The sequence below is a fragment of the Arthrobacter glycogeni genome (assembly GCF_054511155.1).
This window is the reverse complement of sequence record NZ_JBTNDE010000001.1, coordinates 200,830-226,573: the sequence shown is the minus strand read 5'-3', so window position 1 is coordinate 226,573 and position 25,744 is coordinate 200,830. Positions and strand designations below refer to the sequence as shown.

Genomic DNA, 25,744 nt, shown 5'->3' with positions numbered 1-25,744 from the left:
GCTGTCTGACCCACCAGCGGCGCCGGGCCGTGTTAGTTGACCGAAGCCGCAGCGTTCAGCTCGGGGTCCTCGGCCTTCTTGACCTTGCGGCCGGTCCTGAAGCTCAGCAGGGTGGAGAGCTTGTTGGCAGCGGAGGACAGGGCAAAGTTGATCAGGATGAAGATCAAGGCCGCGATCAGCAGGGATTGCAGCAGATTTCCTTCGCCCACACCCAGGCGGCGCGAGAACTGGAGTAGCTCCGCGTAGCCGATGATGTAGCCAAGGGCCGAGTCCTTCAGGATGACCACGAACTGGCTGACCATGGCCGGCAGCATCGCCACCAACGCTTGCGGGATTTCGATACTGCGCAGCGACTGACCAGGAGTCATGCCGATGGCCATGCCCGCTTCGCGCTGGCCCTTGGGCAGCCCGTGCACCCCCGACCTGACCAGTTCGGCGATCACCGACCCGTTGTACAGGGTGAGAGCGGTCACGACCGCCACGAAGATCGGATCCTCGATGAACGGCACTCTGGCCAGTCCCAACCAGAGGAAGATCATCATCAGCAGGACGGGTACCGCACGCAGGAATTCGACCACGAGACCGGCGAACCAGCGGACCGGTGCGATGTGGGACAGGCGTCCGACGCCGAATAGCAGGCCGAAGAGGATCGACGTGACCACTGCAACGGCTGCGGCTTTCAGAGTGCTGAGCAGTCCTGGCAGGATGAAGAACTCCCAGGTCCGCATTTCGAGGAACGGGGTCCACTTTGCGGCCTCGAACTGTCCTTGACCGGCGAGGGCTGACACCAGCCAACCGAGCAGACCGACCACCAGCAGGACGCCGGCAATGTTACCGATGAGGATGCGGCGTTTGCCTTTCGGGCCCGGCGCATCGAAGAGGACCTGTTGCGCGCTCATCGTGCCACCGCCAATCTCCTGGACAACCAGGTCGTCAAAAGACCGATGGGTACCACAATGATCACGAAGCCCAACGCGAAGACGAAGAAGATGGGGATCACCAGGTCGCCCCGGAACTCGATCATCTCCTTCATCAGGTTCGACGACTCGATCACCGATCCCGCGAATGCGACAGTCGAGTTTTTGGTCAGGGCGATCAGCACGTTGCCCAGCGGCGCAACCGCACCGCGCAGGGCCTGCGGCAGGATGATCAGGCGGGCCGCCGGCAGGAAGCTGAGCCCGATGGCCCGGGCTGCTTCCGCCTGACCGAGCGGAACAGTGTTGACACCACTGCGGATCGCTTCGCACACGAAAGCAGCGTGGTAGATGCTCAGGCCGAGAATGGCAAGGCGAAGGAAGTTCAGTTGAAAATCTTCGGCGAGGACAACATTCAGCTGCCCCCACAGCCCAAGGATGCCAAACGCAATGATGACCGTGAGTGGTGTGTTCCGGAAGATATTCACGTACGCGGCGCCGAACCACTGAAGGCTCGCTATCGGCGAAATGCGCATCAACGCGAGGATGGTTCCCAGGATGAATGACCAGATAGCGGCCCAAAACGTCAGCTGGATATTGACCCAGAACGCTCCAACGACGTCGTACGTTTCGAAGAGCGATAGGAAGTTATCCATGGTTCACCCCTTCCGTGGTGGTGAAATGCCTTGGTGGGGCGACCGCAAGGGCCCCCCCACCAAGGCATGAAACAGTCAGAGCCTAGGCGCAGGCGGCAGGTTCTGGTGGGTTCAGTTCGGCGTTGAACGTGTAGTCAGCACCTTCGGTATTGGCCGTGATGGCAGCTTCCCAGGAACCGTCGTCGATCATTTTGACGATGGCAGCGTTGATGTCTTCACACAGGTCGCTTCCCTTGGTCAGGCCAACCCCGTAGTTCTCCTCGGAGAACGGGTTGCCCACTACCTTGAACTGACCGGCGTTGGCTTCCTGGGAGGCGAGGCCGGCCAGGATGATGTCGTCGGTGGTGACGGCGTCGATCTGACCGCCGCCCATCAGGGAGACACACTCGGCGTAGCTTGGCTGTTCAACCAGGTTGGCGTCAGCCCCGAACTCCTCGTTGATGCGTGCAGCGGAGGTGGAACCGGCAACCGAGCAGAGGTTCTTGCCGGCGAGGGTCTCGGGCCCGGTGATCTCGTCGTCGTCGGCGCGTACCAGGAGGTCCTGGCCGGCGACGAAGTAGGGTCCGGCAAAGTCGACTGTCTCTTTGCGCTCGTCAGTGATGGAGTAGGTAGCGAAGATCATGTCCACCTCCTCGGTGGACAGGAGGTTCTCCCGGTTCGCCGACGGAGCCTCCGTCCATTCGATCTGGTCCTCTTCGTAGCCGAGTTCGGCTGCCACATACTTGGCGACGTCGACGTCGAAGCCGGAGTATTCCCCGCCCTCGTCGAAGCCCAGCCCTGGCTGGTCGAACTTGATGCCGATGCGGATGGTGTCGGAGCCTGCTTCAGAAGCGGTATCGCCGCTGTCATCGCCGCCGCCACAGGCGGACAGCGCGAGTGCTGCTACAGCAGCCATGGCGGCTGCTGCGTATCGGGTCTTGCGCATGATTTCTCCTTGCGTTCGTCTGACTTATTGAAAAATTTGTGGGAGACCGGAGCTAGTGCGCGAGGATCTTGCCGAGGAAATCCTTGGCGCGGGCGCTCTGGGGATTGGTGAAGAACTCCTCGGGGGTGGCCTCTTCGACGATCTGCCCGTCGGCCATGAAGATCACGCGGTCCGCCGCTTTGCGGGCAAAGCCCATTTCGTGGGTGACCACAATCATGGTCATGCCCTCCTTGGCCAGGGTGACCATGGCGTCGAGAACTTCGTTGATCATTTCGGGGTCAAGCGCCGAGGTTGGCTCGTCAAACAACATCACCTTCGGCTGCATGGCCAACGCACGGGCGATAGCCACCCGCTGCTGCTGGCCGCCGGAGAGTTGAGCCGGCAGCTTCTGAGCCTGGTTATCGACCCCCACCCGCTTCAACAGGGACATGGCGAGGTCCTTGGCAGCCGAGCTCTTCATGCCCTTGACCTTAATCGGGCCCAGTGTCACGTTCTCCAGGATGGATTTGTGGGCAAACAGGTTGAACGATTGGAACACCATCCCGACGTCGGCGCGTAGCTTGGCGAGCTCCTTGCCTTCGGCGGGAAGTTCGACGCCGTCAATGCGGATCTCGCCGTCGTCAATAGTCTCCAGGCGGTTGATGGCGCGGCAGAGGGTTGACTTGCCAGAACCGGACGGACCGATCACTACCACCACTTCACCCCGGGCAACCTCGAGATTGATGTTCTGCAACACATGGAGGTCGCCGAAGTGCTTGTTGACGTTCTTCAGCTGGACAAGCGGCGTCCCAGCTGATGGTGCAGCGGACGCGGACGAGTTCGCTCTGAAATCACTGGTCATAGACACGAATCTAGCGAACGAATCCATCCTGGCAAGGCATCGCCGCTCCGAATGGCTAAATTGTGACGCAAGAGCAACCAAGGCCGAGAGGGGTTGCGAAGGCCGGATAGGCTCGGAAGATGCCTACAGACGAGTTCGCTTCCGGACCAGCACGCAGCGGCGCACACCACACGCCGTCCCGACGACGCGGGCAGGTGGAGTTGCGCCGCGGTCAGACCAAAGAACCCCAATCCGACAGGTACCTGCTGGACTCCGGGAGTGGGAACCATTTCACCAAGACCGACCCCTGGCGGGTGCTCCGCATCCAGAGCGAGTTCGTCGAGGGATTCGGTACGCTTGCCGAGCTGGGTCCAGCGATCAGCGTCTTCGGCTCGGCACGCACCCCACGGGATTCGCCGTTCTACTCGATCGGCGAGGAGGTGGGCCGCCGCCTGGTGGAGGCCAACTACGCGGTGATCACCGGTGGGGGGCCGGGCGCCATGGAGGCGGCCAACAAGGGCGCCTGCGAGGCGGGCGGGGTGTCAGTTGGCCTGGGGATCGAGCTGCCCTTCGAACAGGGGATGAACGAGTGGGTGGATTTGGGCATCAACTTCAGATACTTTTTCGCGCGGAAAACGATGTTCGTCAAATATGCTCAGGGATTCATTGTGCTGCCGGGCGGATTCGGCACTCTCGACGAACTGTTCGAAGCGATGACGTTGGTCCAGACGCAGAAAGTAACCTCCTTCCCGATTGTGTTGATCGGCACCGAGTTCTGGGCGCCGCTGTGGGAGTGGGTGCGGGGCAGCCTGTTGGCGAACGGGATGATCGCCGCCAAGGACCTGGATCTGGTGCACCTGGTGGACGACCCGGCGGAGGCTGTCCGTCTGGTGCTGGCGGACACCGCATCCCACCGGTCACCGTGACGGCTCTCTGGCACCATTGACCCTGTGAGTATCTTCCTGGTGTTTGTGGCAGTAGCGGTGCTCGGCGCCGTGGCCTTCGCCGTCGTGGGGTGGCGGCCAGCCGGGGACGGAACGGCTGACCCCGGGCCGACGCGGGCCCCCCTGCGAGGGTTGGTTGAACCGACCCCGTCCTTGCCTGCAGTGCTGCTGCCCGCCGACCCGGAGGTGGCCGACGTCGGCGAGATCCGTTTTGCGCTGGCCCTCCGCGGGTACCGGATGGATCAGGTGGACGAGGTGCTGGAGACGTTGGCGGCAGCGCTCGCGGACCGGGACGCAACGATCGCCGAACTCCAACAGACCCAACAGACCCACCTGACCCACCAGGACCAGCCGTGACCGCTGCGGGCGCGGTCCGGGGGGAAGACGGCCTGGTGCGCTGCGACTGGGCCAACTCGAGCGAGGACTACAGGGCGTACCACGACGAGGAGTGGGGCCGCCCCGTCACCGGTGAGGCGGCGCTGTTCGAACGGCTCAGCCTTGAAGCCTTCCAATCGGGTCTGAGCTGGATCACCATCCTGCGCAAGCGGGAGGCCTTCCGTGCGGCTTTCAGCCACTTCGATCCCTTGGTGGTTGCGGGGTTCGACGACGACGACGTCGAGCGGCTCCTCCAGGATGGAGGAATCGTCCGCAACCGGGCGAAAATCCTTGCGACCATCGGCAACGCCCGTGCCCTCCTGCACCTGCCGGCAGGGGAGAGTCTCGCGGCCATCCTTGAATCGCACCGCCCGGCGTCGGGACCGGTACCGGTGGCGTTGGCCGATGTGCCGGCGGTGGTGCCCGAGTCGGTGGCCCTGGCCAAGGCCCTCCGCGACTACGGATTCCGGTTTGTCGGACCCACCACCGGATACGCGATGCTGCAGGCAACGGGGTTCGTCAACGACCACCTGCGGGACTGCTGGGTACGGGACTCGATGTGACCCACAACGCATCGCGATTCGCCCAGTCCGGCCTTGTGCGGGATAATGGTGATGGATCAATGCGCGGGGGCCAGCATGCCGTCGTGCAACTGACGTTTATTTTCGTTGACGGGCGGCCGGGGATCCCGGGCGCACACATTTGAAGGGATACTCCTTATGGCTGCCATGAAACCGCGGACCGGCGATGGGCCGATGGAAGTCACCAAAGAGGGCCGCAGCTTGATCATGCGGGTCCCGATCGACGGTGGCGGGCGGCTTGTCGTTGAACTCAACGCGGAGGAAGCCGGCAAGCTCAAGGACTGTCTCCTGACCGTGACCGAATAGCTGACCAACACCAACCAGTCCGAGTCCCCGGTCAGGTGGCCGACGTCGGAAGCCCGACGCCGGCCAACCCGGTCTCACTCAGCGGGCGATCGGCATCTTGACGGCGAGCAGCAGTCCCTGGCCGGTGGGAAGCAGCGCCGACACCAGTTGGTCGTGGTCGCGGACGATCCGGCCGACCTGGCGCAGGATGTTGGTTGATTCCTCACGGATGGCCGGGTCGGCGACCCGGTCCTGGTCCAGGGCATCGTTGAGCATCAGCATGCCGCCCGGTTTCAGGAGCCGGATGGCCTGATTCGCGTACAGGGGGAGGCCTGCCTTGTCCGCGTCGATGAAGACGAGGTCGTAGGCGGCGTCCGTCAGGCGCGGCAACACGTCCGCAGCGCGGCCGGAGATCGTGCGGGTCCGATTTCCCGGTACCCCCGCCTCCGCGTAGGCTTCCCGGGCCGCACGCAGGTGGTCGACGTCGGAATCGATGGTGGTGAGAACCGCCTGCGGTCCCAACCCGCGCAGGAGACACACGCCTGACACGCCCGCGCCAGCACCTATCTCCACGACGGTCTGGGCCCTCGACGACGCAGCCAGGACGGTCAGCGCCGCTGCTACCCCGGTGCTCACCGGGGTGACGCCAAGCTCGTAGGACCGGTCGCGTGCACGCAGGAGCACTTCATCCTCATCGGGGAGTCCCTCGGCGTATGACCAGCTGCTCTGTTTGTCCGCGCTCATATATCTACCGCTCAGTCTTTTCGTTCATGTCACGTGTGGCCGCCGGGATGGTGACGCCGGCGCAGCCACATCTTTGCGTACTGTCAGTTTCCGTACCCAGCCTATCGGGTGTGGGCCCAGCACCCTACCGGACGCGGACCGGGAAATTGTGCGGCCGTCAGTCCGGCTTCGCCCTGCCGACATGCCTTGGTTTTCCAGCGATCTCCCAGCTTGGTGGGGCAGTATTTCAGCTCCAGGCATCCGGTGCGTCAGTGGCCGCGAATACCTTGGGAGACGGCACAAGCCGTCTCACAGTGGGAGGAGAGGAAGATGACCACTTCGCATTCAACGGTGGCCGCTTCAACCGTGGCCGACGGACCAAGCGATGGCGAAACACCCTGGGTTGCTCCGTCCTGGGAGGAAGTGGTGGTTGTCCATTCACCGAAGGTGTACCGCCTCGCCTACCGCCTGACCGGCAACAAGTTCGACGCCGAGGATCTCACCCAGGAAGTCTTTGTCAGGGTGTTCCGTTCGCTGGCAAACTTCAAGCCGGGCACCCTCGACGGGTGGCTGCACCGCATCACCACCAACCTGTTCCTGGATCAGGCGCGCCGCAAGAGCCGGATCAGATTCGATGGCCTGACCGACGAAGCCGAAAGCCGCCTCCCCAGCAACCATCCCGGACCGGAACGCAGCTTCGAGTTCAACAATCTCGACATTGATGTTCAGGCAGCACTCGAAGAGCTTCCCCCTGATTTCCGTGCCGCTGTGGTTTTGTGTGATCTGGAAGGTCTCGCCTATAACGAGGTCGCAGAAGCGTTGGGCGTCAAGCTGGGAACTGTACGGTCTCGAATCCACCGTGGGCGCACCATGCTGCGGGAGAAACTGGCCCACCGGGACCCCACCCTCACCGCGGCCAAGAGCCCCCGCATGAAGCTGCCCCGGATCGCGGGTGCCCGTTAGCGGTCATGCGACATCCGAAGCGGCAGCTAGCTGATTTCGTCGACGGGGAATTGCCCCCCGGTCGCCGTCGGGCGGTGGAGAGGCACCTCGCCCGCTGTTCTTCCTGCCGGGACACCGTGCAGTCGAATCGTCGTGTACGAAGCCAGCTGCAAAATTCGCCGGTTCCCTGCCCTGACGCTGACCTGTTTGATCGGATTATGGCGACCGCCGACCGGACACCCTCCCGTCCCGCGGACCTGGGCGGCGTCGTCGGCCGCCAGCAGCGCCGGCACTCCAGTTTCGCCTCGCGGCATCGGACACCGATGGCCGTCACTGGGGGCTTGGCAGTGGTGGCCCTCGCCACGCTGACCGGTGCGTATGCCCTGGGTGCTGAGTCGGAAAGCGAAGTCCTTGCCGGCAGCGGACGGAACGGCGCACTGATGGCCGGGTGGCAGTCGGTGGCCCCCAGCACCCCTTCAGCCCTCAATGACAGCCAGCTCGAAGAGCTCAGGGGCGATGGGTGGTATTGCCCCGATCTGGAGATGTTGGGCTTCACCGTGGTGAGCGCCGAAGCCATGACGATCGCCGGCCGCCCGGCGCTGATGATGGTGCTCGACGACGGCGCAGATTCGGTCACCATCTACGAACAGCGCAAACTGGGCGACGGGCGCGAACCCGTAGCATCGCCCCCCATCAACGCGGTCACGGGAAACACGGTCATCGCCGACGGTTTTGAACGCATTGGGGGAATGCAACGCCAGGTCTGGGTGCATCCGGGCCACTCGTGGCAGGTGGTGCTTGACTCGCAATCCGTGACCTACACCGTCGTGTCCAGTCTGCCGGCAGCCGAGATGCCACAGGCCGTGAGCCAGTTGGTGCTTGCCGAGCATTCGCGGCTGGACCCCACCGAGCCGACCGCCCAGGATCCGGTGAGCAGGATCCTCCGGGGGCTCAGCAAGCTGGCACAGCCAGCCACTGGCCAGTGAGCCAAATAGCTCCTGCCGTCGGGGAACGGTAGTCTTTTTCCGTGTTGGGAATCAACGGGCTCGAGTTCTTGCTGCTGGCTGTGATCGCCGTCATGGTCCTCGGACCTGAGCGGCTGCCGGAGTATGCCGCCCAACTGGCCCGGCTGGTCAAGGACCTCCGCCGGATGGCCACCGGCGCCAGGGAACAGCTGCGCGAGGAGGTGGGCCCGGAACTTGACGATGTGGATTGGCGCAAACTCGACCCCCGCCAGTACGACCCGCGACGGATCATCAAGGAAGCCTTGATCGACGACGTCCAGGAGGCGTTCAAGCCAGTCAGCGGGGGTGCGCCCGGAGCTTCAGCGCCCGGAGCGCCAGTTTCTCCCGCGCGGGGTCGATCGCTGCCCTCGGTGGCGACGTCGCCCCATCTGGGTGTCGGGCAGTCGGCGCCGTTCGATCTGGAAGCCACCTAGCCACCTAGCCTCCACCATCATGGGTCGGCGGGAGTGCTAGCTGGGGGTGACCTTCAGCCGGAGGTTGTCCAGGCCCCGCGGACGGCGGGCCAGGGTTCCTGCGATGCCCCGGAGCTCCCGTGCCGCGGCCGACTCGTTGGGCCCCGCCACAATCGGTGCCCCGCTATCCCCGCCCTCGCGCAGAGCGATTTCCAGGGGGATACTGCCCAGCAGCGGAACCGGGTACCCCATGGCTTCGGTCAGGCGGGCCGCGAGGGCCGACCCCCCGCCCGCCCCGAATAGCTCCATCCGCTCCCCTCCGGGAAGCTCGAGCCACGACATGTTCTCGATGACTCCCGACACCTTCTGCCCGGTCTGGCTGGCGATGGTGCCAGCCCGTTCGGCGACGTCGGCGGCCGCGGTCTGGGGGGTGGTGACGACCAACAGCTCCGAGGAGGGCAGGAGTTGGGCGACGGAGATCGCAATGTCTCCCGTCCCAGGCGGCAGGTCGAGGAACAAGACGTCCAGGTCGCCGAAGTGGACGTCGCTGAGGAATTGTTCAAGCGCACGGTGGAGCATCGGACCGCGCCAGGCAACCGGTTGGTTACCGCTGATGAACATGCCGATCGATATGACCTTGACGTCATAGGCCACCGGGGGGAGGATCATCTCGTCGACCCGGGTCGGCGGCTGGCTGATGCCCAGCAGGGACGGTATCGAGAAGCCGTAGACGTCGGCGTCGACGATTCCGACCCTGAGCCCCTGGGCGGCCATGGCCACGGCAAGATTGACTGTCACACTGGATTTGCCAACGCCGCCCTTTCCGCTGGCCACCGCGTAGATCCGTGTGAGCGACCCTTCGTCATTGAACGGTATGCCTCGGGCGCCGGAAGGTCCCCTGAGCTGTTCTTTAAGTCGGTCCCGCTGCTCCTGGGTCATCACCCCGAGCCGCACCGTGACCGAGGTGACCCCGGGGAGGCCCGCCACTGCACCATGGACATCGTGGGTGATGGTGTCGCGGAGCGGGCACCCGGCGATGGTCAGCAGCACCTCGACTGTCACAGCGCCGTCGTCGATCTCCGTCCCGGCGACCATGCCCAGCTCGGTGATCGGTTTGCGCAGTTCGGGATCGATCACTGTGGCCAGGGCTTTGTGGATGTCCTCCCGCAACGTCACAAGAGGTCGGGCCGGTTGGGCCGGAGTTTTGGAAGGGAGGCGGTGGGGTCGCCGCCCTTACGGCGCGCCTTCCGGGTGGGCGTCGTGTCCTTGTCCTCGGCGGTGTCGAGGATCTCCTCAAGGACCGAGCGCAACTCGGACCTGACGTAGTCGCGGGTGGCAACTTCCCGGAGGGCGATGCGTAGCTCGGCGATCTCGCGGGTCAGATACTCGGTGTCCGAGAGGTTCCGTTCGGCGCGGTGTCGGTCTTCCCGCAGGGACACTCGGTCGCGGTCGTCCTGCCGGTTCTGGGCCAGGAGCAGCAGCGGAGCGGCATAGGAGGCCTGGAGCGACAGCATCAGGGTCAGCAGGGTGAAGCCGATGGCGGCACTGTCAAAGCGCAAACCGCCCGGCGCCCATGAGTTCCATGCGAGCCAGAGCGCAACGAACACCGTCATGTAGAACAGGAACTGGGGGGTGCCCATGAACCGCGCGAAGTTTTCGGTGGCGCTGCCAAACCGGTCGGGGTTGGGCCGGAGCCGGGGCAGCCACCGCGTACGGCTCTCGCGGGGAGTATCGAGCCCTGTCGCAGTGGTCTTGATCCGCTCAGCCATTGGTTGCTCCCTTCGTCAGCCCCGGGTAGTCGTTGGCAGCCCGCCAGTCATCGGGCAGGAGGTGGTCGAGGACGTCGTCGACGGTCACAGCACCGACCAGGCGTCCCTCGGCATTGACCACCGGGAGGGAGTTGAGGTTATAGGTGGCCAGAATTCGTGCCACCTCGCTGATGTTCGCCTGGTCGCCGACGGGTTCCAGATCGGTATCCACAATGTTGCCCAGCTGTTCCGGCGGCGGGAACCGCAGCAGCTGCTGGATGTGGACGACGCCGAGATACCGGCCGGTGGGCGTCTCGTGTGGGGGACGGCACACGAAGATCGACGACGCCAGCGCCGGGGTGAGCTCCTCGCGCCGGACGTGGGCGAGGGCCTCGGCCACCGTCGCCTCGGGAGGCAGGATGACGGGGACCGTGGTCATCATGGAACCGGCAGTGTCCTCGTCATACTGCAGGAGCCGCCGGACGTCGTCGGCGTCCTCGGGTTCCATCAGAGCCAGCAGATCCTCCTTCTGGGCTTCCGGAAGCTCATTGAGCAGGTCGGCGGCGTCGTCCGGGTCCATCTCCTCAAGCACATCGGCGGCACGCTCGCGGTGAAGCGAGGAGAGGATCTGCACCTGGTCGTCGTCGGGAAGCTCCTGCAGAATGTCAGCGAGTCGGTCGTCCTGCAGCGCCCCGGCAATCTCGGTTCGGCGTTTGTCGCTCATCTCGTGCAGGGCGTCGGCGAAGTCGGCCGGTTTGAGGTCCTCGTGCTGGGCCACGAACTGGGCTGCACCCTGCGGTTCGGCGGCGCTGCCGTGGTAGGCGTCCAACCAGTTGACGATGAGGCGTTCGCCGCGGCGCAGGCCGCGCAGGGCCGACGACGACGAACCGCGACGAACGAAGACCTGCGAGACGTGCCAGTCACCGGCACGATCCATTTCGATGGCAATGTCCTCAACTACCGCCTCGCCGCTGCCGTCGCGGAGCGTCACCTTGCGGTCAAAAAGGCCGCCGACGACGAGCATCTCGGCGCCGCGCTGCTCAAAGCGCCGGAGGTTCACGAGCCCGGTACAGATGATCTGGGTTGAGTCGATGGAGGTGACTCGGGTCATGGGAACGAACACCCGCCGTTTGCCTGGTACCTCGACAACCAGACCCACTGCCTGGGGGGCCGTGGTGGGGCCAAGGTCGAGGACCACTGCATCACGGAGTCGGCCCAGACGGTCGCCCAGGGGGTCAAAGACGTCGAGTCCAAGCAGGCGCGCCACGAAGACGCGAGTGGGGTTAGTGCTCACCTGCCTAGGTTACTTCGGAACGGCCGGTTCTGTGTTACTCGATAGCGGGCTGGGTCCAGTGTCTCGTTCACTGCGAGCGATACGGCCCCACAGTCTGGCCAAAGTGGGCAAGAATGGGATCATGTCAAACGTGCTCGGTCGAACGGCGTCACGGGATGAAGGCCGCATCCTGCCCAAAGGCGAGACGGTCGGACGGTACAGCGCCTACCTAGATGCTCAGAAGGCAGTGGATTACCTTGCCGACAGCAAGTTCCCGGTGCAGAAGGTCTCTATCATCGGCAGCGAGCTGAAAACTGTTGAGCGGGTCACCGGACGGCTCAGCTACCCCCGGGTGGCTCTGGCCAGCGCGGCCACTGGAGCCTGGTTCGGGTTCTTCGTGGGCCTGATCCTGACCCTGTTCGGCGACGGCGGCGCGTACCTCCCCATCGTGACGGCAATGGCGCTCGGCGCGGTGTTCTGGTTGCTGTTCGGCGTCATCACCTACGCGTTCCAGCGCGGCAAGCGTGACTTCACGTCAACCAGCCAGGTCATCGCGACCAGCTACGACGTCATCGTCGAGCCGGAATCGGTCAATGAGGCCCGCCGCATGCTGCAGCAGCTGCCGATGAACGGCCAGGCCCAGCACCCGGGCGGACCGGCCCAGGGCTGGCAGCCACCGGCGACACCCCTTGCGGGACCGCCCGCGGGAGGTCCCGAGCACTCAGCAGGTCCCCAGAATCCCGGTCGGCAGCCCCAACGCCCGCCGGTCTGGCAGGACCCCCTCGGCCAGCCAATTCGGGATAGCCAACAGCCTCACACCACCGACCCCGCGGCAGCCGCGGGAAGCACCACCGAGCAGGGCGACAACACCCCGGCGCAGGGTCCACAGATCGGACCGCGGCGGGGCCAGTTCGCCGACCTCCCGGACGGGCGTCCCCAGTATGGGGTCCGGGTGGACCAGCCGGATCACAGCGCAACGCCCGGGGCAACCCCAAAGGGCGGTTCTGAGGGGTCGGGTCCTGAGGTGCCGGGTCCTGAGGTGCCGGGCGCGGATGGGTCGAACCGAGCCTAGGTCGACCAGGCCAACCCGGTCCTGGTGCTGCGGGGAGTAGGGAGGCGACATGCAATTCGATGCCAGCCGTAGGCACTGATCCTTGCCGGTCTCGGAATGACCGTGGTCGGATGTGCGAGGGTGTCAGCCGAAGCCCCGCAAGGGCAGGCCTCCAGCACTCCACCTACGGCCAGCGAGACGTTGACGGCGACACCGACGACCTCTCCCGAACCAATGTCATCGACCCCACCCCTGGAGCCCCGGCTTATTACGCCGACCCGTGACGACATCATCGAAAGATTCACCGCAACAGTGCCACGGCACTGGGGATTAGACGTTCCAGGAGTGATCAGCACCCTACCCGCAGGTGCTACCGGAATTGCACTGACCCTCGATTATTGCGGCGGACCAGGCGGTAACCTGGCCGACCACACGATCCTGAACCTCCTGCGACAGCACAACATGCCGACAACCCAGCATTGACCAAGGAACTGGCAAACGATCCGTTGTTCGAAATTGCGAACCACGGCACCCGCCACCTGCCACTAAGCGTGACGGGCCAAAGCGCCTACGGCATACCCGGGACCGTGGGGCCGGGGGAAATTTACGACGAGATCATGGTCAACACCGCGATGATCACCGACCTTACCGGGAAAGCACCACGCTTTTTCAGATCCGGCACAGCGCACCTGGATGAGGTGGCCGCGCAAATCTGCCTCGCCCTGGGCCAGACGCCTACGGGATTCAATATCAACGCCGACGCCGGCGCAACCTATCCGGCGCTCCTCATAGCCCAGGAAGTCGGGCGGGCACAGGCCGGGGACATCATCATCGCCCACGGAAACCAACCCCGCGCGGCAACAGGGGAGGGCCTAGCCGAAGCCCTCAACCAGCGACCCGGTCGTCGAGAAGATTTCGTCACCCTGACCACAGCAATGACGACCTAGCCCAACCACCACAATCGTCGGGTCGGAACGCCCACCGCGGTAGTCGTTGACTACTCGCCGGTGGGGCTGTAGATGCCCGCCATCCAGGCTTCGACGTCGTCCGCCTCGCGGGGAAGCGCGGCGCTGAGGTTCACCGGGCCGTCAGCGGTCATCAGAATGTCGTCTTCGATCCGGACACCAATGCCCCGGAATTCGTCTGGGACCGCCAGGTCCTCGTCCTTGAAGTACAGGCCGGGTTCGATGGTGAAGACCATGCCCGCTGTGAGGATGCCGTCCAGGTAGAGTTCTCGCTTGGCCTGGGCGCAGTCGTGAACATCCATGCCGAGGTGGTGGCTGGTGCCGTGCGGCATCCAGCGGCGGTGGTGCTGGCCATCCTGGGACAGCGCCTCCTCAAGGGAGACCGGGAGGAGACCCCACGCGTCCAGCCGCTCGGCGAGCACTGTGATGGCTGCCTGGTGAACATCCCTGAACTTGCATCCCGGCTGTGCAGCGGCGAACCCAGCGTCTGCGGCGTCCAGGACTGCCTGGTAGATCTTCCGCTGGACGTCACTGTATTTGCCGTTGACCGGGAGGGTGCGGGTGATGTCCGCGGTGTACAGGCTGTCGGCCTCAACGCCGGCGTCGAGGAGCAGGAGGTCCCCGGCGTGGACCTGCCCGCTGTTGCGGATCCAGTGCAGCACCGTGGCGTTGTTGCCGGAGGCCGCAATGGTGTCGTACCCCAGGTCGTTGCCTTCCTCACGGGCGCGGGCGAAGAATGCGCCCTCGACCACGCGCTCGCCGCGGGGGTGAGTGATCGCGCGGGGGAGTTCCTTGACCACTTCGTGGAACCCGTTGACCGTCGCAGCGACGGCGATCTTCAGCTGGTCCACTTCCCAGGCGTCCTTGAGCAGGCGCAGTTCGGAGAGGGCCTCGGCCAGCTTGCCGTCCAGTTCGTCGGACTTCTCCAAATCGACGCCGGTGTTGATCCGGGAGGTGTCCACCAGGGCGTCAGCGTTCATGTCCACCTCACGCAGGAGCCGGATCCGCATGCCGCCGACCTCGGGGACACCGGCGTCCTTGGTCACTGCCGTTTCAAGCTCGGCGAGGTCGGCGGTCTCGATGGAGAGCAGTGCCCTGATCTGTGCGTGCGAGAGCCGGGAGCCGATCCAGAATTCGCCGTAGCGGGCGTTCGCGTAAAACTCCGGGTTGTCATGCCCGGCGAGTTCCCTGAAATACAAGGTGGCGTGGTGCTGGCCGCCGTCGTCGCCCTGGCCAGCCTCAACCGGTTCCATGATTAGCACGGCATCCGGTTCGTGGTCGAGCCCGAGTCCGGTGAGGTGGGCGAAGCCGGAGTGCGGCCGGAACCGGTAGTCGGTGTCGTTGGAGCGGACCTTGAACGGTCCGGCGGGGATCACGAGGCGCTGGCCCGGGAACCGGTCCGAGATGGTGCGACGACGCTTCGCTGCGTGCGGCGCCACCTCGGTCTCGGCAGGCAGTTCGGTGTGCCTCGGCGCCCACTGCTGAGCCATGAACGCCTTGAATGCCTCCGAATCGGGGCGCTGCGAACGATTCTCGTTCCGCGCTGCGAGGGGCTGCTCCTCGGGAGCGGATGGCGCGACAGCGGTCTGGGACAGGGTCTTGTTCTCTGCAGTACTCACGCCTCCATGATCTCACTGGTACCGGAGGCAACCAAACAGCTGTCAGCCGGAACAACGGGGCGGGCGTAGATTAGATGGGTGAGAATCGACCTACACACCCACTCAACCGTCTCCGATGGCACCGAAAGTCCTGCCGAGCTCATCAGGGCAGCGCGGAACGCTGACCTGGACGTGATCGCCCTGACGGATCATGACTCGACGGCCGGCTGGGCTGACGCCGCCGATGCGGCGCGGGTGCACGGGGTGGCGCTGGTCCACGGGATGGAGGTGTCCTGCCGGACGGAGACCGGTATCAGTGTTCATGTGCTCTCCTACCTGCACGATCCGTTGCATGCCGGTCTGGTGGCCGAAATCCAGCGCTCAAGGGATGCCAGGCTGTCGCGGGCCGAGCGGATGGTGGAGCGTCTGGGGGCGGACTATCCCATCACCTGGTCCGATGTGCAGGAGCATATTGCCGAGGGTGCGACGGTGGGGCGCCCCCATATTGCCGATACCCTCGTGACGCTCGGTATTGTTTCCGATCGCAGTGAGGCGTTCACCCACATCCTCACCGCTGCGTCGCCCTACTGGGTGGGTCACTACGCACCGCACCCCGCCCAGGCGGTGGAGCTGATCCGCGCGGCAGGGGGCGTCGCGGTCTTCGCTCACCCGGTGGCCTCGGCGCGCGGGCGGATCGTGGGCGACGACGTCATCGGGCAGATGATCGACGCCGGGCTGCAGGGCCTTGAGGTTGAGCACCGGGACAACCCCGAGCCGGGGCGCCAGGAGTTGCGGCGGATCGCGGCCAGGGACGGTCTGCTGATGACAGGGTCCAGCGATTATCACGGTGAAGGAAAACCGAACCGGCTCGGGGAGAACCTCACATCCCCGTCGGTCCTGGAACAGATCGAATTGCTTGCTAGCGGCTCGCCCGTGGTCCGCTGAGCCGCCTTCGATATGTCCCGGGCCGCCAACAGGTCAGCAGTATGCGCCCAGCCGTACGGTCATCACTTCGATCGCCTGAGGATTCTGGTCGACGCAGACGAAGCGCCGTCCCAGCTTCGCTGCTACGGCCCCGATGGTTCCTGATCCCGCGAAAAAGTCGAGCACCCAGTCGCCTTCGCGGCTGCTCGCAGTGACGGCGCGACGGAGCACACCTTCGGGTTTCTGGGTGGGGTAACCGGTCTTTTCCCGGCCGGTAGGCGAGACGATGGTGTGCCACCAGACGTCGGTGGGCAGCTTTCCTCGGGCGGCCTTCTCCGGGGTGACCAGCCCCGGCGCCATATACGGTTCCCGATCCACGCCGGCGCTGTCGAAGTAGTAGTTCGCCGGGTCCTTCACATAGACCAGAATGTTGTCGTGTTTCGCTGGCCACCGGCTCTTCGCCCGCGCGCCATAGTCATAGGCCCAGATGATTTCGTTGAGGAAACTGTCCCTGCCAAAGAGGGCGTCGAGCATAACCTTGACGTAGTGCACTTCCCGGTAGTCCAGGTGGACGTACAGGGTGCCGTCGTCGGTCAGCAGTCGCCACGCCTCGGCGAGGCGTGGGGCCAGGAAATCCCAGTAGTCCTCGAAGGCGTCGTCGTAGCTCGCCAGCATTCCCTTGACCGTCGAATAGCTCTGACCCTTGAACCCGATCCGGTCGCCGGTCCCCTCCAGGTTGCGGACCATCGAGGTTTGCTGGCGCCGTTGAGCCCGCCCAGTGTTGAAGGGCGGGTCAACGTAGATCATGGTAAAAGACTTATCCGGCAGCGTCGGGAGGTACGCGGCGTTGTCCGCATGTACCACCAGGTTGCTGCCGTCTGGGCGCCACAGCGGCACCGTATCGGGACCCGGCATGCCGGGCCTAGCCTTCGGTGCCGCTGGCGGGCTTGTTCACTACCTCGCCGTTGCGGCTGCGGGTCCGCGAACGGCTCCGGCGTGGACGGTCGGCGGCCGGTGCACCGTCGGAGCTCGACGCCGGCGCACTGGCTACTGCCTCGCGCGGCTGGCTGGATCCCTCGGCTGATCCTCCCGAACGGCGACGGCGGTTGCCCGAGCCGTCCCCGGCTGGCTGGCCGCCGCGCTGATCGCCTGACCGGGAACGATCGCCGCCGCGTGAACGATCACCGGAGCGGTCGCCGCTACCCGAGCGTTCCCCGCCACGCGAACGCCCCTGGCCCTGCGACTCCGACGCGCTGCGGTGCTTCTTACCCGTCTCGCCGAGATCCTCGAGGGTTTCGGCGTTGATCCCAGCGAGCGTGCGCTTGTTGCGGGGTAGCCTGCCCTTGGTGCCCTCTGGAATGTCGAGTTCCTCGTAGAGGTGCGGCGAGGAGGAATAGGTTTCAACGGGCTCGGCGGAATCCAGGCCGAGAGCCTTGTTGATCAGTCCCCAGCGGGGCATGTCGTCCCAGTCGACAAAGGTGACGGCGGTGCCCTTCTTGCCTGCCCGCCCGGTGCGGCCGACGCGGTGCAGATATGCCTTCTCATCCTCGGGGCACTGGTAGTTGATCACGTGGGTGATGTCCTCGACGTCGATGCCCCTGGCAGCCACTTCGGTGGCGACCAGGACGTCAATCTTGTCGCCGCGGAAGGCCCGCAACGCCTGCTCGCGGGCGCCCTGGCCCAGGTCCCCGTGGATGGCCCCGGCAGCGAAACCGCGGTCAATCAGTTCCTCGGACAGCTTGGCGGCAGTGCGCTTGGTCTTGGTGAAGATGATGGTTCGCCCGCGGCCACGGGACTGCAGGATCCGGGCGACCACCTCTGCCTTATCGAGGTTGTGTGCGCGGTAGATGACCTGGCGGATGTCCTTCTTGGTGATCCCCTCGTCCTCGGGATCAGCCGCCCGGATGTGAGTGGGCTGCGTCATATAGCGGCGTGCCATGGCGACAACCGGGCCGGGCATGGTCGCCGAGAACAGCATGGTCTGCCGGACCGCTGGGGTTCCCGCGATCAGCGTCTCGACGTCGGGGAGGAACCCCAGATCGAGCATCTCGTCGGCCTCGTCCAGGACCACCAGTTTGACGTTGGCGAGGGAGAGCAGTTTCTGCCGGTACAGGTCGATCAACCGGCCGGGGGTGCCCACCACGATTTCGGTGCCATTTTTCAGCGCCTCGATCTGCGGTTCGTAGGCGCGGCCGCCGTAAATGGTGACAATGCGAGCATGACGTTTCTTGGCAGCGGTGGTCAGGTCGCCGGCCACCTGGACGGCAAGCTCGCGGGTGGGCACCACGATGAGGGCCTGCGGGGCGCCCGGGATAGGTAGACGGTCGTAGCCGTCGTCCTTGGGTGCGACGACGCGCTGCAAGGCGGGGATGCCGAAGCCGAGGGTTTTGCCGGTGCCGGTTTTAGCCTGGCCGATGATGTCGTGGCCGCCGAGGGCGATCGACAAGGTCATCGCCTGGATGGGGAAGGGGTGGATAATTCCCGCGTCGGCGAGAGACTCGACGATGTCGGGGCGGACGTTGAAGTCCGCGAAGGTTTCTGCCGCCTCTTTGTGAGGCTCCTCGGTGGTTACCAGTGTCTCCTCGACGAAGATCTCGTCGTCGCTGTTGTCAGCGTGGAGATGGTGGCTGTCGGTCACCTGGGTGTTATCAGTGTTCAATTAAATACCGTTCATTTAGGCCGTACGGCTGCTGGATCTCAACGGGTGGCTGACCTGTGGTCAGCCCGGAGGGACAGGCGCATGGCGTCCAGTGGAAGCCGATCGCGGGCTTACAACTGCAGGCCGGGGATTCGAGCAAATCCTGCCGGCTAAGAAGAACTGAAGATCGCGTAGGTACTTGCGGGTCAGGGGTAACTAATCAAGAAATGATGAGTACGACCGGGCATCCATTACTACGCAGTAAACTCTACCCTGCCCCGGCGAGGGTGCCCGACACGCCGGGAGTGGCCTGACCGGTGACCAGCTCGAAGCGGGTCACGCGGGCGTCGATATCGGCCCGGACCAGGCGCACCCGGACCTCATCACCCGCGACCAGCTCCCCCTCGCAGCGCGCCGCAACGGCCGGGTCGGCCAGCTGGATGGTACCGACCGGGATGGGAGCGGCGCCATTGTTGCCATTGGGCGGTTTCGCACCCGAGATGACGACGGCGTCGAACTCCTGGCCTACCAGATTGCTGAGTAGTGCTGCCTCGACGGCGTCCAGCGCACCCCGCTCCAACCGGGAGGAGAGCTGGTTGGAGGAGTTCATCAGCGAGTTCAGCTCGGGCAGGGCGTCGCGTGCCCAGGCCGGCACCTCGGTGTTGGAGCACAGCGCAGCGCAGATCACCAGGACGAACCGGTCAACCAGGCGCCGCAGCGGGGCTGTGGTGTGGGCGTAGGGAGCGGCGATGGCGGCCTGGCTTCTGGCGGCGGGCAGGTCGCCGTCGAACGCTGTATAGCCGGCACCCCTGAAAAGTGACGCCGCCGCGTGCATGAGGGATAGTTGCCGCGGCTCGGTGGTGTCGAGGCTGCGCAGGAACTCCCCGTAGGCCATGCCCTCCGGCCAGGGTGTTCCGAGCACCCGGGCCTGACGGCGGAACCGGGCTATCGATTCCGGATCCGGCGGGGGCATGGTGCGCAGCACACCGATCTTCCCGTCGATCATCAGCTGGGCGGCCGCCATCCCCGTCATCAGCGAGATCTGAGCGTTCCAGTCCTCGGCCGGTAGTGGCGGGGAGGTGAGGATGAAGTACCTGTCGCCGTCGTTGGCGATCTCCTGTTCGGGAAGGTTCAGGCTGGCACCACCGCGGAGGCGTTCCAGCTCGATGCGCAGCAACCCCACTTCGCGGAGCAGGATCAGGTTTTCGGGTGCCCCACCCGAATCGATGTCGCGCTGCACTTGGTCGTAGGTCAGCTGGGCGCGGCTGCGGATCAGGGCACGCCGGAGGTCGGTGCTCTGGACCTCCCCGGCAGCGTTCAGATCAAATTGCCAGACGTATGCGGGACGCACCTCACCGGGGAGCAGGCTCGCGGCGTCCTCGGAAATCATTTCAGGGTGCAGGGAGATCCGGCCGTCCGGCGCGTAGACGGTCTGGCCGCGGCGGCGGGCCTCCCGGTCGATCGCGCCGCCCGGTGTGACAAACGCGGGCACATCGGCGATGGCGTACCAGATCCGATAACCGGATCCGTTCCGTTCCAGGTGAACTGCCTGATCCAGATCGGTGGACCCGGGTGGGTCGATGGTGATGAAACCCAGCTCGCTGAGGTCCGTTGCTGGACGGGACTGGTTCCTGATTGCCTGACTGGCCTCCGCCAGAACCTCGGGCGGGAAGGCTGCCTCAAGACCCAGTTCCTCGCGCAGCGACTGCAGGGAACGGGTCAGCTGCAACTGTGAGTTTCGGTTCGACAAATCAAGATGCGAGTACGGCACATCCCCAACCGTAATACACCCGGCCGCGCGGTCGCCGGATGGGGCGGCGCGCTGGACCGGATTCGTGACCTTCAGCACCGGTACCCTTAACCCCATGAGTTCATTGCAGTCCTCCCTCCCCGAGCAGGCCTCCGACGATCTCCCGGCAGGTGAGCTGCCCCAGCTGCCCGCAGACCCGCGTTATGCGCAATTCATCGTCGACCTGTTCGGGGTGATGGCCTACGGGGAACTGTCAGGGTTTGAGCGGTTGTCCTCCGATGCCCGTTTCTCGCCGACGCTGCATGACCGGGCGGCGCTCGGACGTCTTGCGGTGAAAGAGTTTGAACACTTCGAAATGGTCAGCGCCCACCTCGCCGCCCTGGGCGTGGACGTGGAAACCGCGATGACTCCCTTCCAGCCCTCAATCGATTCGTTCCACGAACGGACCAGGCCCGCTGACTGGTACGAGTCCCTGATGAAGGCGTTCGTCATCGGTGCAATCTCCGGCGACTTCTACACTGCGCTGGCCGGCCGGCTGGACGCGCCGACCCGTGAGCTGATCGGCAGGATCCAGTCAGCCGATGAGCAGGGTCCCCTGTTGCAGGAACGCCTGCGGGCGGCACTGGCCGACGATCCGCGGCTGGCGTCCCGGCTGGCGTTGTGGGGGCGGCGGTTGGTCGGCGAAGCGCTCACCCAGGCCCAGCGCATCGGGATCGAACGGGCCTTCCTGGGCGCGCTGCTCTTCGCCGGTGCGGAAGAGGATCAGGAGAAGGAGACGCTGCTGTTGTTCTCGCAGCTGACCCGCAACCATTCCCGGCGGATGGGCCTCCTCGGCCTCACCGCCTGATCAGGCGCAGCCTACCCCCTGGTTTTACCGTCGGCTCAGGTGCCGCAGTAGGTCCGGTACACGCCGAAGCCCTCGGGAGCTGCGGTGGCGTAGCGCTCGAGGCCTGCACGCTCCTGGTAGGGGGAGGTTACGGCGTCCAGCAACCGCTCGAACGGTTCAAGGTTCCCGGCGGTGGCAGCGGTGAGCGCTTCCTCCACCAGATGGTTGCGGGGAATGTACACGGGGTTGGCACCCGTCATGACGACGGCGTCGGGATTCAGGGCGCGCCACCGTTCCACCCATTCGGTCACGCCCTGAGGGTCGGCGAAGAGGGAATGGACGGGGCCGGCGTCGCCCGTCACCGCGGCACCGAGCGTGCGGAAGAAGGACGTGTAGTCGGCCCGGTCCGTTTCGAGCAGGCTGAGGAGATCATCGATGAGCTGCAGGACCACTGCATCATCCTGCAGGCCTGACAGGCCGAGTTTGGTCTTCATGCCAGCGGACCACGCGTCTGCGTACTGCCCGCGAAACCCGCCGAGCGCCTCGGTGGCCAGCACCAGTGCCTGGTCCTGCTCGTCGTGAAGCAGGGGGAGGAGCGCCTCGGCCAGACGTGCCAGGTTCCACTCAGCCACCACCGGTTGGTTGGCGTAGGCGTACCGACCGCTCTCGTCGATTGAGCTGTAGACGGTCGCCGGATCAAACCCGTCCATGAACGCGCACGGCCCGTAGTCGATGGTTTCACCGGAGATGGTCATGTTGTCGGTGTTCATGACGCCGTGAACGAATCCGACGAGCATCCACTGCGCCACCAGCGACGCCTGGGCGGCCACGACCCCCCGGAACAGGGCCAGGTAAGGCTGCTCCGACTGGGTGGCGTCTGGGTAATGGCGGGCCACCGCGTGATCGGCGAGGCGGCGGAGGAGGCCGACGTCGCCAGTGGCCCGCGCGTACTGGAAGCTACCGACCCGCAGATGACTGCCTGCCACCCGGGCGAGCACCGCACCGGGAAGTTCGGTGTCGCGGCGTACCGATCGGCCGGTCGCCACCACCGCCAGGGCGCGGGTGGTAGGAATGCCGAGCGCATGCATTGCCTCGCTGATGAGGTATTCGCGCAGCATCGGGCCTACGGCTGCCTTGCCGTCACCGCCGCGGGCAAACGGGGTACGCCCTGAACCTTTGAGATGAAGGTCGTGGACGCGGCCGGTGGGATCGGTAAGCTCCCCCAGCAGTAGCGCCCGGCCATCCCCGAGACGGGGCGAGAACCCACCAAATTGGTGCCCCGAGTAAGCCTGCGCCACGGGGGTGGCGCCGTCGGGAAGAGAAGTGCCGGTCAACAGCCCCAGCCCGGCGGCACTGCGCAGCCGGTCACGATCAAGTCCCAAGCCGGTGGCCAGCCGGTCGTTGAGGACCAGTAAGCGCGGGTCGGGAGCGTCCTCGGCCTGCCACGGGACCGCCATCTCGCTGAGCTCCCGAGCGAAACGGTTGTCCAGGGCGAGGGCAAGCTGGGGTGTCACACTCATCTCTCGAGCGTACAGTGGTCGGGCCGTTAGCGTCAGGTATCAGTCACCCGGCGGAGCGCCTCAGCGTCTTCAGTTTCCCGGTGCCGCCCAAGCCACCAGGCGGTTCCGACGGTCACCACTGCGCTGGCGACCAGGGGGAGTGACCAGCTGAGCCAAAACAACTCGGGGTGGTACCCCAGCCCGGTGAATTGCATGATCACCCAGCCCACAAGGCCGGTGAGAAGGGCGATACCAGGGAGGAGGAGCATGCTGTGCCGCTGGTGCGTCCGGTCCACGACCTGCACGACGCAACCAATCATCAGGGCTACCGCGGTGACGGCCAGCAGCGTCAGCATGCTTCCTCGCCTGGCGCAGTGACCAGGTCAGAGCGCTCCGAAACCTACCCGGCGTGATTCCTCGGCACCGATTTCGACGTAACCCAGGACGTTCGCAGGGACGATCACGTGGCGTCCCTTGCTGTCGGCGAGCCGAAGCTCGGAGCCACCATTCATTGCCTTTGCCACAATGTCGGCAACTTCGTCGGCGGTCTGCTCGGAATCGAGCACAATCTCGCGGTTGACGTTCTGGATACCAATTTTAATTTCCACTGCGGTTCCTCCTGATGTAGCGGTAAGTGGGTGAAGTCCTCACTGGAACTTACTCTAGATTTCCTTCGGGAAGCGACTGATTCCGCGCCAAGCTAAACGGTAAATCAGTTCACTCGCGGCATCGATGTCCATGCTGCCGTCCGTCTCCAGCCAGTACCGCGCACTGACCTGTGCCATCCCGGCCAGCCCGTGTCCCAGCAGGGTGGCTTCCAGGTGGGACAGGTGGGTGTCTTCGGCGATCACCCCGGCAATAGCATCGGCGAAACGCGCGTTGAACTCTTCGAGCCGGCCGCTCACATCCGGATCGTTGAACAGGTCCGATTCAAAGACGAGCCGGTGTGCCTGGCTGTCCTGCGCGATGAACTGGAAGTAGGCCCGCATGGTGGCGTGCACCCGCAGCTTGTTGTCGGTGGTGGATTGCAGTGCGTCGACCAGGAGTGCGGTCAGCTCGGCCAGATGGTTTTCCAGCAGTGCAAGATAGAGCTCGCGTTTTCCCGGGAAATGCTGGTACAGGACCGGTTTGCTGACCTTGGCTACTTCGGCGATCTCGTCCATCGCCGCGCCGTGGTACCCGTTGGCGACGAAGACCTCGTGAGCGGCGCTCATCAGTTGGCGCCGTCGCTCATCCCGGGGGAGGCGCGTAGCCCTGCCGCCTGTCGGTGCTTCTGAGCTCACGCTTCGTCTGGCCTTCGGCTAGTGGGACGGACTGTCTGTCCGCAGGAGTGATCCCTGCGGATTAGCCTCTAGTTTACCCACGGGTAACCTGGCGGGGGTACGAATGGCATCGATGAGTTCACCGGGCATACATTTGATGCATGAGCTCACCTTCAACGCCGCTCGACCCCTTGGTTGCCCCCGATGCTGACCTGTCTCGTGAGGAAACTGAGCGCTATTCACGCCACCTGATCATCCCCGGGTTCGGTCTCACCGCCCAGCAGCGATTGAAGAACGCGCGGGTCCTGGTGATCGGCGCCGGAGGGCTGGGCTCACCGGCCCTGCTGTATCTGGCGGCTGCGGGGGTGGGTACCCTCGGGATTGTCGACGACGACGTCGTCGACGTCTCGAACCTGCAGCGGCAGATCATCCACGGGGTCTCGAACCTCGGTCAGTCCAAAGCAGAGTCGGCGGCACAGAGCATCGCCGAGTTAAATCCGCTGGTGACCGTCCGCCGGCATGAGGTGCGGCTGGACAACAGCAACGCACTGGAGATTTTCGCCGACTACGATCTGATCCTGGACGGCACCGACAACTTCGCCACCCGCTACCTGGTCAGCGACGCGGCGGAAATCCTGGGAAAGCCCTACGTGTGGGGCTCAATCCTCCGGTTCGACGGCCAGGTGAGCGTCTTCTGGGCCAAGTACGGGCCCAGCTACCGGGACCTCTACCCCGATGCGCCGCCCCCCGGTGCTGTCCCGTCCTGCGCCGAGGGAGGAGTTCTGGGTGTGCTGTGCGCCCAGATCGGCTCGGTGATGGTCAATGAGGCAATCAAGCTGATTACCGGTACCGGAGTGTCCCTGCTGGGCCGGGTGCTGATCTTTGACGCGCTGGAGATGACGTGGCGGGAGGTTAGGGTCCGCAGGGATCCTGAGGCGACACCGGTAACCCGGTTGATCGACTATCAGGCGTTCTGTGGGTTGCCCGCCGGCCCGGTGGCCCCTGTGCCGTCGGTCAGCGTTATCGAGCTCGAACGGTTGCTGCGCCAGCGGAAGAACGGGGACCTGGACTTCGACCTTATCGACGTGCGGGAGCCGGGGGAGTACGCGATCGTCAGCATTGGCGGGGCAACGCTGATGCCCAAGGATTCGATCCTGTCCGGGGAGCAGGAAGTCGTCACCGAACGAGACGTTTATGTGCACTGTAAGGCCGGCGGCCGGTCTGCCGAGGTGGTGCGGCACCTCCGCGCGGCAGGTCACTCACGGGTGTTCAACGTTGACGGCGGAATCCTTGAGTGGGTCAGGCACATCGAGCCGGACAAGCCGGTGTATTAGACCTCTGAGCCACACGTGGGCGTCGTCGTCGGGATCTTGTGTGCAGCTGTGGTGGGTTGGCCCGGGCGTGGGCGTCGCGGTCGGGATCTTGTGCGCAGCTGTGGTGGGTTGGCGCGGGCGCGGGCGTCGTCGTCGGGATCTTGTGTGCAGCTGTGGTGGGTTGGCGGGACTCGCACCCGCCAGTGCTGCACAATTGTTCCTGGCCACCCGCCAGTGCTGCACATTACTTTCAGCGACGCCGCCAGGCCGTGCGGGTTGTCACGACCGGGCCAAGCCGCGACAGGGGAAGGGACC

29 protein-coding genes and 1 pseudogene are annotated in these 25,744 nt (G+C 65.0%); 14 read left to right on the top strand and 16 right to left on the bottom strand.

Translation table 11 applies throughout. The annotated features are described in order from the left end of the window. Positions 1-32: 32 nt before the first annotated feature. From ACX80O_RS01060 to ACX80O_RS01045, 4 genes are all read right to left on the bottom strand, one after another. A complete protein-coding gene (locus ACX80O_RS01060; RefSeq protein WP_459332215.1) occupies positions 33-899 on the bottom strand; it encodes an amino acid ABC transporter permease in 867 nt (288 codons plus the stop codon). Continuing rightward, positions 896-1,570 carry an amino acid ABC transporter permease gene (locus ACX80O_RS01055; protein ID WP_459305455.1) on the bottom strand — a complete coding sequence of 225 codons (675 nt, stop codon included), beginning with the start codon at positions 1,568-1,570 and terminating at the stop codon, positions 896-898. Before ACX80O_RS01055 ends, ACX80O_RS01060 begins: the two co-directional genes overlap by 4 nt. Positions 1,571-1,652: 82 nt before the next feature. Then, on the bottom strand, positions 1,653-2,495 hold the full coding sequence (locus ACX80O_RS01050) for a glutamate ABC transporter substrate-binding protein (RefSeq protein ID WP_459332214.1): 843 nt from the start codon (positions 2,493-2,495) through the stop codon (positions 1,653-1,655). A gap of 52 nt (positions 2,496-2,547) precedes the next feature. Then, positions 2,548-3,336, bottom strand: coding sequence for an amino acid ABC transporter ATP-binding protein (locus tag ACX80O_RS01045; protein WP_459305457.1), 789 nt, complete (start codon positions 3,334-3,336; stop codon positions 2,548-2,550). Positions 3,337-3,455: 119 nt separating this feature from the next. Here ACX80O_RS01045 and ACX80O_RS01040 point away from each other — a divergent pair, with 119 nt between their 5' ends. From ACX80O_RS01040 to ACX80O_RS01025, 4 genes are all read left to right on the top strand, one after another. Next, positions 3,456-4,241, top strand: a complete 786-nt coding sequence (locus ACX80O_RS01040; protein WP_459305458.1) for an LOG family protein — start codon at positions 3,456-3,458, stop codon at positions 4,239-4,241. 24 nt (positions 4,242-4,265) lie between these two features. Continuing rightward, a complete protein-coding gene (locus ACX80O_RS01035) occupies positions 4,266-4,616 on the top strand; it encodes a DivIVA domain-containing protein (protein WP_459332213.1) in 351 nt (116 codons plus the stop codon). Beyond that, on the top strand, positions 4,613-5,197 hold the full coding sequence (locus tag ACX80O_RS01030) for a DNA-3-methyladenine glycosylase I (RefSeq protein ID WP_459332212.1): 585 nt from the start codon (positions 4,613-4,615) through the stop codon (positions 5,195-5,197). The genes ACX80O_RS01035 and ACX80O_RS01030 overlap by 4 nt, the downstream gene beginning before the upstream one ends. A 156-nt stretch (positions 5,198-5,353) precedes the next feature. After that, positions 5,354-5,521, top strand: a complete 168-nt coding sequence (locus ACX80O_RS01025) for a DUF3117 domain-containing protein (protein WP_167993928.1) — start codon at positions 5,354-5,356, stop codon at positions 5,519-5,521. A 78-nt stretch (positions 5,522-5,599) separates the two neighbouring features. Here the strand turns inward: ACX80O_RS01025 and ACX80O_RS01020 are convergent, their stop codons facing one another. Beyond that, entirely contained in the window at positions 5,600-6,244 is a 645-nt protein-coding gene (locus tag ACX80O_RS01020; protein ID WP_459332211.1) for an O-methyltransferase, read from the bottom strand. Positions 6,245-6,553: 309 nt separating this feature from the next. Here ACX80O_RS01020 and sigE point away from each other — a divergent pair, with 309 nt between their 5' ends. From sigE to ACX80O_RS01000, 4 genes and pseudogenes are all read left to right on the top strand, one after another. Continuing rightward, complete coding sequence (sigE, locus tag ACX80O_RS01015) at positions 6,554-7,186, top strand: RNA polymerase sigma factor SigE (protein ID WP_459305462.1); 633 nt, start codon at positions 6,554-6,556, stop codon at positions 7,184-7,186. Positions 7,187-7,191: 5 nt separating this feature from the next. After that, positions 7,192-7,284, top strand: a pseudogene (locus tag ACX80O_RS01010) (zf-HC2 domain-containing protein); the annotation flags it as partial. A 99-nt stretch (positions 7,285-7,383) separates the two neighbouring features. Next, positions 7,384-8,151 carry a hypothetical protein gene (locus ACX80O_RS01005; protein ID WP_459332276.1) on the top strand — a complete coding sequence of 256 codons (768 nt, stop codon included), beginning with the start codon at positions 7,384-7,386 and terminating at the stop codon, positions 8,149-8,151. A gap of 41 nt (positions 8,152-8,192) precedes the next feature. Beyond that, positions 8,193-8,603 carry a Sec-independent protein translocase subunit TatB gene (locus ACX80O_RS01000; RefSeq protein WP_459332210.1) on the top strand — a complete coding sequence of 137 codons (411 nt, stop codon included), beginning with the start codon at positions 8,193-8,195 and terminating at the stop codon, positions 8,601-8,603. Between the two features lie 36 nt (positions 8,604-8,639). On the opposite strand, the gene ACX80O_RS00995 is transcribed toward ACX80O_RS01000, so the two are convergent. Genes ACX80O_RS00995 through ACX80O_RS00985 form a run of 3 tightly spaced genes read right to left on the bottom strand, consistent with a single transcriptional unit; the run spans position 8,640 to position 11,624 of the window. Then, positions 8,640-9,758, bottom strand: a complete 1,119-nt coding sequence (locus tag ACX80O_RS00995; protein WP_459305464.1) for an Mrp/NBP35 family ATP-binding protein — start codon at positions 9,756-9,758, stop codon at positions 8,640-8,642. Further along, positions 9,755-10,351, bottom strand: coding sequence for a DUF1003 domain-containing protein (locus ACX80O_RS00990; RefSeq protein WP_459332209.1), 597 nt, complete (start codon positions 10,349-10,351; stop codon positions 9,755-9,757). The genes ACX80O_RS00995 and ACX80O_RS00990 overlap by 4 nt, the downstream gene beginning before the upstream one ends. Beyond that, positions 10,344-11,624, bottom strand: a complete 1,281-nt coding sequence (locus ACX80O_RS00985) for a magnesium transporter MgtE N-terminal domain-containing protein (protein ID WP_459305466.1) — start codon at positions 11,622-11,624, stop codon at positions 10,344-10,346. The genes ACX80O_RS00990 and ACX80O_RS00985 overlap by 8 nt, the downstream gene beginning before the upstream one ends. A gap of 121 nt (positions 11,625-11,745) precedes the next feature. Here ACX80O_RS00985 and ACX80O_RS00980 point away from each other — a divergent pair, with 121 nt between their 5' ends. The 3 genes from ACX80O_RS00980 (at position 11,746) to ACX80O_RS00970 (ending at position 13,601) form a co-directional block, all read left to right on the top strand. Continuing rightward, a complete protein-coding gene (locus ACX80O_RS00980) occupies positions 11,746-12,675 on the top strand; it encodes a YflT domain-containing protein (protein ID WP_459332208.1) in 930 nt (309 codons plus the stop codon). A 213-nt stretch (positions 12,676-12,888) separates the two neighbouring features. Then, the gene (locus ACX80O_RS00975; RefSeq protein ID WP_459332207.1) at positions 12,889-13,137 is read left to right on the top strand and encodes a hypothetical protein; all 249 of its coding nucleotides are present in this window, start codon (positions 12,889-12,891) and stop codon (positions 13,135-13,137) included. Beyond that, entirely contained in the window at positions 13,134-13,601 is a 468-nt protein-coding gene (locus tag ACX80O_RS00970; RefSeq protein ID WP_459332206.1) for a polysaccharide deacetylase family protein, read from the top strand. Before ACX80O_RS00975 ends, ACX80O_RS00970 begins: the two co-directional genes overlap by 4 nt. A 50-nt stretch (positions 13,602-13,651) precedes the next feature. Here ACX80O_RS00970 and ACX80O_RS00965 read toward each other — a convergent pair whose 3' ends face one another. Next, positions 13,652-15,214, bottom strand: coding sequence for an aminopeptidase P family protein (locus tag ACX80O_RS00965; RefSeq protein ID WP_459332275.1), 1,563 nt, complete (start codon positions 15,212-15,214; stop codon positions 13,652-13,654). Positions 15,215-15,316: 102 nt separating this feature from the next. Between ACX80O_RS00965 and ACX80O_RS00960 the strand changes: the two genes are divergently transcribed. Continuing rightward, positions 15,317-16,162 carry a PHP domain-containing protein gene (locus ACX80O_RS00960; RefSeq protein WP_459332205.1) on the top strand — a complete coding sequence of 282 codons (846 nt, stop codon included), beginning with the start codon at positions 15,317-15,319 and terminating at the stop codon, positions 16,160-16,162. Positions 16,163-16,195: 33 nt separating this feature from the next. On the opposite strand, the gene ACX80O_RS00955 is transcribed toward ACX80O_RS00960, so the two are convergent. From ACX80O_RS00955 to ACX80O_RS00945, 3 genes are all read right to left on the bottom strand, one after another. After that, complete coding sequence (locus ACX80O_RS00955; RefSeq protein ID WP_459305471.1) at positions 16,196-17,056, bottom strand: DNA-methyltransferase; 861 nt, start codon at positions 17,054-17,056, stop codon at positions 16,196-16,198. A 7-nt stretch (positions 17,057-17,063) separates the two neighbouring features. Then, positions 17,064-18,800, bottom strand: coding sequence for a DEAD/DEAH box helicase (locus tag ACX80O_RS00950; RefSeq protein WP_459332204.1), 1,737 nt, complete (start codon positions 18,798-18,800; stop codon positions 17,064-17,066). Positions 18,801-19,047: 247 nt separating this feature from the next. Next, on the bottom strand, positions 19,048-20,550 hold the full coding sequence (locus tag ACX80O_RS00945; RefSeq protein WP_459305716.1) for an RNB domain-containing ribonuclease: 1,503 nt from the start codon (positions 20,548-20,550) through the stop codon (positions 19,048-19,050). 94 nt (positions 20,551-20,644) lie between these two features. Between ACX80O_RS00945 and ACX80O_RS00940 the strand changes: the two genes are divergently transcribed. Next, positions 20,645-21,376: a ferritin-like fold-containing protein gene (locus tag ACX80O_RS00940; protein ID WP_459332203.1), complete on the top strand. Its 732-nt coding sequence runs from the start codon at positions 20,645-20,647 to the stop codon at positions 21,374-21,376. A 35-nt stretch (positions 21,377-21,411) separates the two neighbouring features. On the opposite strand, the gene ACX80O_RS00935 is transcribed toward ACX80O_RS00940, so the two are convergent. The 4 genes from ACX80O_RS00935 to ACX80O_RS00920 are packed head-to-tail and all read right to left on the bottom strand — an operon-like array spanning position 21,412 to position 24,137. Then, entirely contained in the window at positions 21,412-22,875 is a 1,464-nt protein-coding gene (locus ACX80O_RS00935) for a protein adenylyltransferase SelO (protein ID WP_459305474.1), read from the bottom strand. Between the two features lie 32 nt (positions 22,876-22,907). Beyond that, positions 22,908-23,210 (bottom strand): hypothetical protein, encoded by a 303-nt coding sequence (locus tag ACX80O_RS00930; protein ID WP_459332202.1) that lies wholly within the window; start codon positions 23,208-23,210, stop codon positions 22,908-22,910. Between the two features lie 27 nt (positions 23,211-23,237). Continuing rightward, a complete protein-coding gene (locus tag ACX80O_RS00925) occupies positions 23,238-23,462 on the bottom strand; it encodes a DUF3107 domain-containing protein (RefSeq protein ID WP_459305476.1) in 225 nt (74 codons plus the stop codon). Between the two features lie 54 nt (positions 23,463-23,516). After that, positions 23,517-24,137: a TetR/AcrR family transcriptional regulator gene (locus ACX80O_RS00920; protein WP_459305477.1), complete on the bottom strand. Its 621-nt coding sequence runs from the start codon at positions 24,135-24,137 to the stop codon at positions 23,517-23,519. 140 nt (positions 24,138-24,277) lie between these two features. Between ACX80O_RS00920 and moeB the strand changes: the two genes are divergently transcribed. Continuing rightward, positions 24,278-25,450, top strand: coding sequence for a molybdopterin-synthase adenylyltransferase MoeB (gene moeB / locus ACX80O_RS00915; RefSeq protein WP_459332201.1), 1,173 nt, complete (start codon positions 24,278-24,280; stop codon positions 25,448-25,450). Positions 25,451-25,744: the final 294 nt, after the last annotated feature.

What these genes read in the sequence shown, in the direction of transcription:
- ACX80O_RS01060 (WP_459332215.1), bottom strand. Translation starts at nt 899, where the DNA reads ATGAGCGCGCAACAGGTCCTCTTCGATGCGCCGGGCCCGAAAGGCAAA.
- ACX80O_RS01055 (WP_459305455.1), bottom strand. Translation starts at nt 1,570, where the DNA reads ATGGATAACTTCCTATCGCTCTTCGAAACGTACGACGTCGTTGGAGCG.
- ACX80O_RS01050 (WP_459332214.1), bottom strand. Translation starts at nt 2,495, where the DNA reads ATGCGCAAGACCCGATACGCAGCAGCCGCCATGGCTGCTGTAGCAGCA.
- ACX80O_RS01045 (WP_459305457.1), bottom strand. Translation starts at nt 3,336, where the DNA reads ATGACCAGTGATTTCAGAGCGAACTCGTCCGCGTCCGCTGCACCATCA.
- ACX80O_RS01040 (WP_459305458.1), top strand. Translation starts at nt 3,456, where the DNA reads ATGCCTACAGACGAGTTCGCTTCCGGACCAGCACGCAGCGGCGCACAC.
- ACX80O_RS01025 (WP_167993928.1), top strand. Translation starts at nt 5,354, where the DNA reads ATGGCTGCCATGAAACCGCGGACCGGCGATGGGCCGATGGAAGTCACC.
- ACX80O_RS01020 (WP_459332211.1), bottom strand. Translation starts at nt 6,244, where the DNA reads ATGAGCGCGGACAAACAGAGCAGCTGGTCATACGCCGAGGGACTCCCC.
- sigE (WP_459305462.1), top strand. Translation starts at nt 6,554, where the DNA reads ATGACCACTTCGCATTCAACGGTGGCCGCTTCAACCGTGGCCGACGGA.
- ACX80O_RS01005 (WP_459332276.1), top strand. Translation starts at nt 7,384, where the DNA reads ATGGCGACCGCCGACCGGACACCCTCCCGTCCCGCGGACCTGGGCGGC.
- ACX80O_RS00990 (WP_459332209.1), bottom strand. Translation starts at nt 10,351, where the DNA reads ATGGCTGAGCGGATCAAGACCACTGCGACAGGGCTCGATACTCCCCGC.
- ACX80O_RS00980 (WP_459332208.1), top strand. Translation starts at nt 11,746, where the DNA reads ATGTCAAACGTGCTCGGTCGAACGGCGTCACGGGATGAAGGCCGCATC.
- ACX80O_RS00975 (WP_459332207.1), top strand. Translation starts at nt 12,889, where the DNA reads ATGTCATCGACCCCACCCCTGGAGCCCCGGCTTATTACGCCGACCCGT.
- ACX80O_RS00955 (WP_459305471.1), bottom strand. Translation starts at nt 17,056, where the DNA reads ATGCCGGGTCCCGATACGGTGCCGCTGTGGCGCCCAGACGGCAGCAAC.
- ACX80O_RS00940 (WP_459332203.1), top strand. Translation starts at nt 20,645, where the DNA reads ATGAGTTCATTGCAGTCCTCCCTCCCCGAGCAGGCCTCCGACGATCTC.
- ACX80O_RS00935 (WP_459305474.1), bottom strand. Translation starts at nt 22,875, where the DNA reads ATGAGTGTGACACCCCAGCTTGCCCTCGCCCTGGACAACCGTTTCGCT.
- ACX80O_RS00930 (WP_459332202.1), bottom strand. Translation starts at nt 23,210, where the DNA reads ATGCTGACGCTGCTGGCCGTCACCGCGGTAGCCCTGATGATTGGTTGC.
- moeB (WP_459332201.1), top strand. Translation starts at nt 24,278, where the DNA reads ATGAGCTCACCTTCAACGCCGCTCGACCCCTTGGTTGCCCCCGATGCT.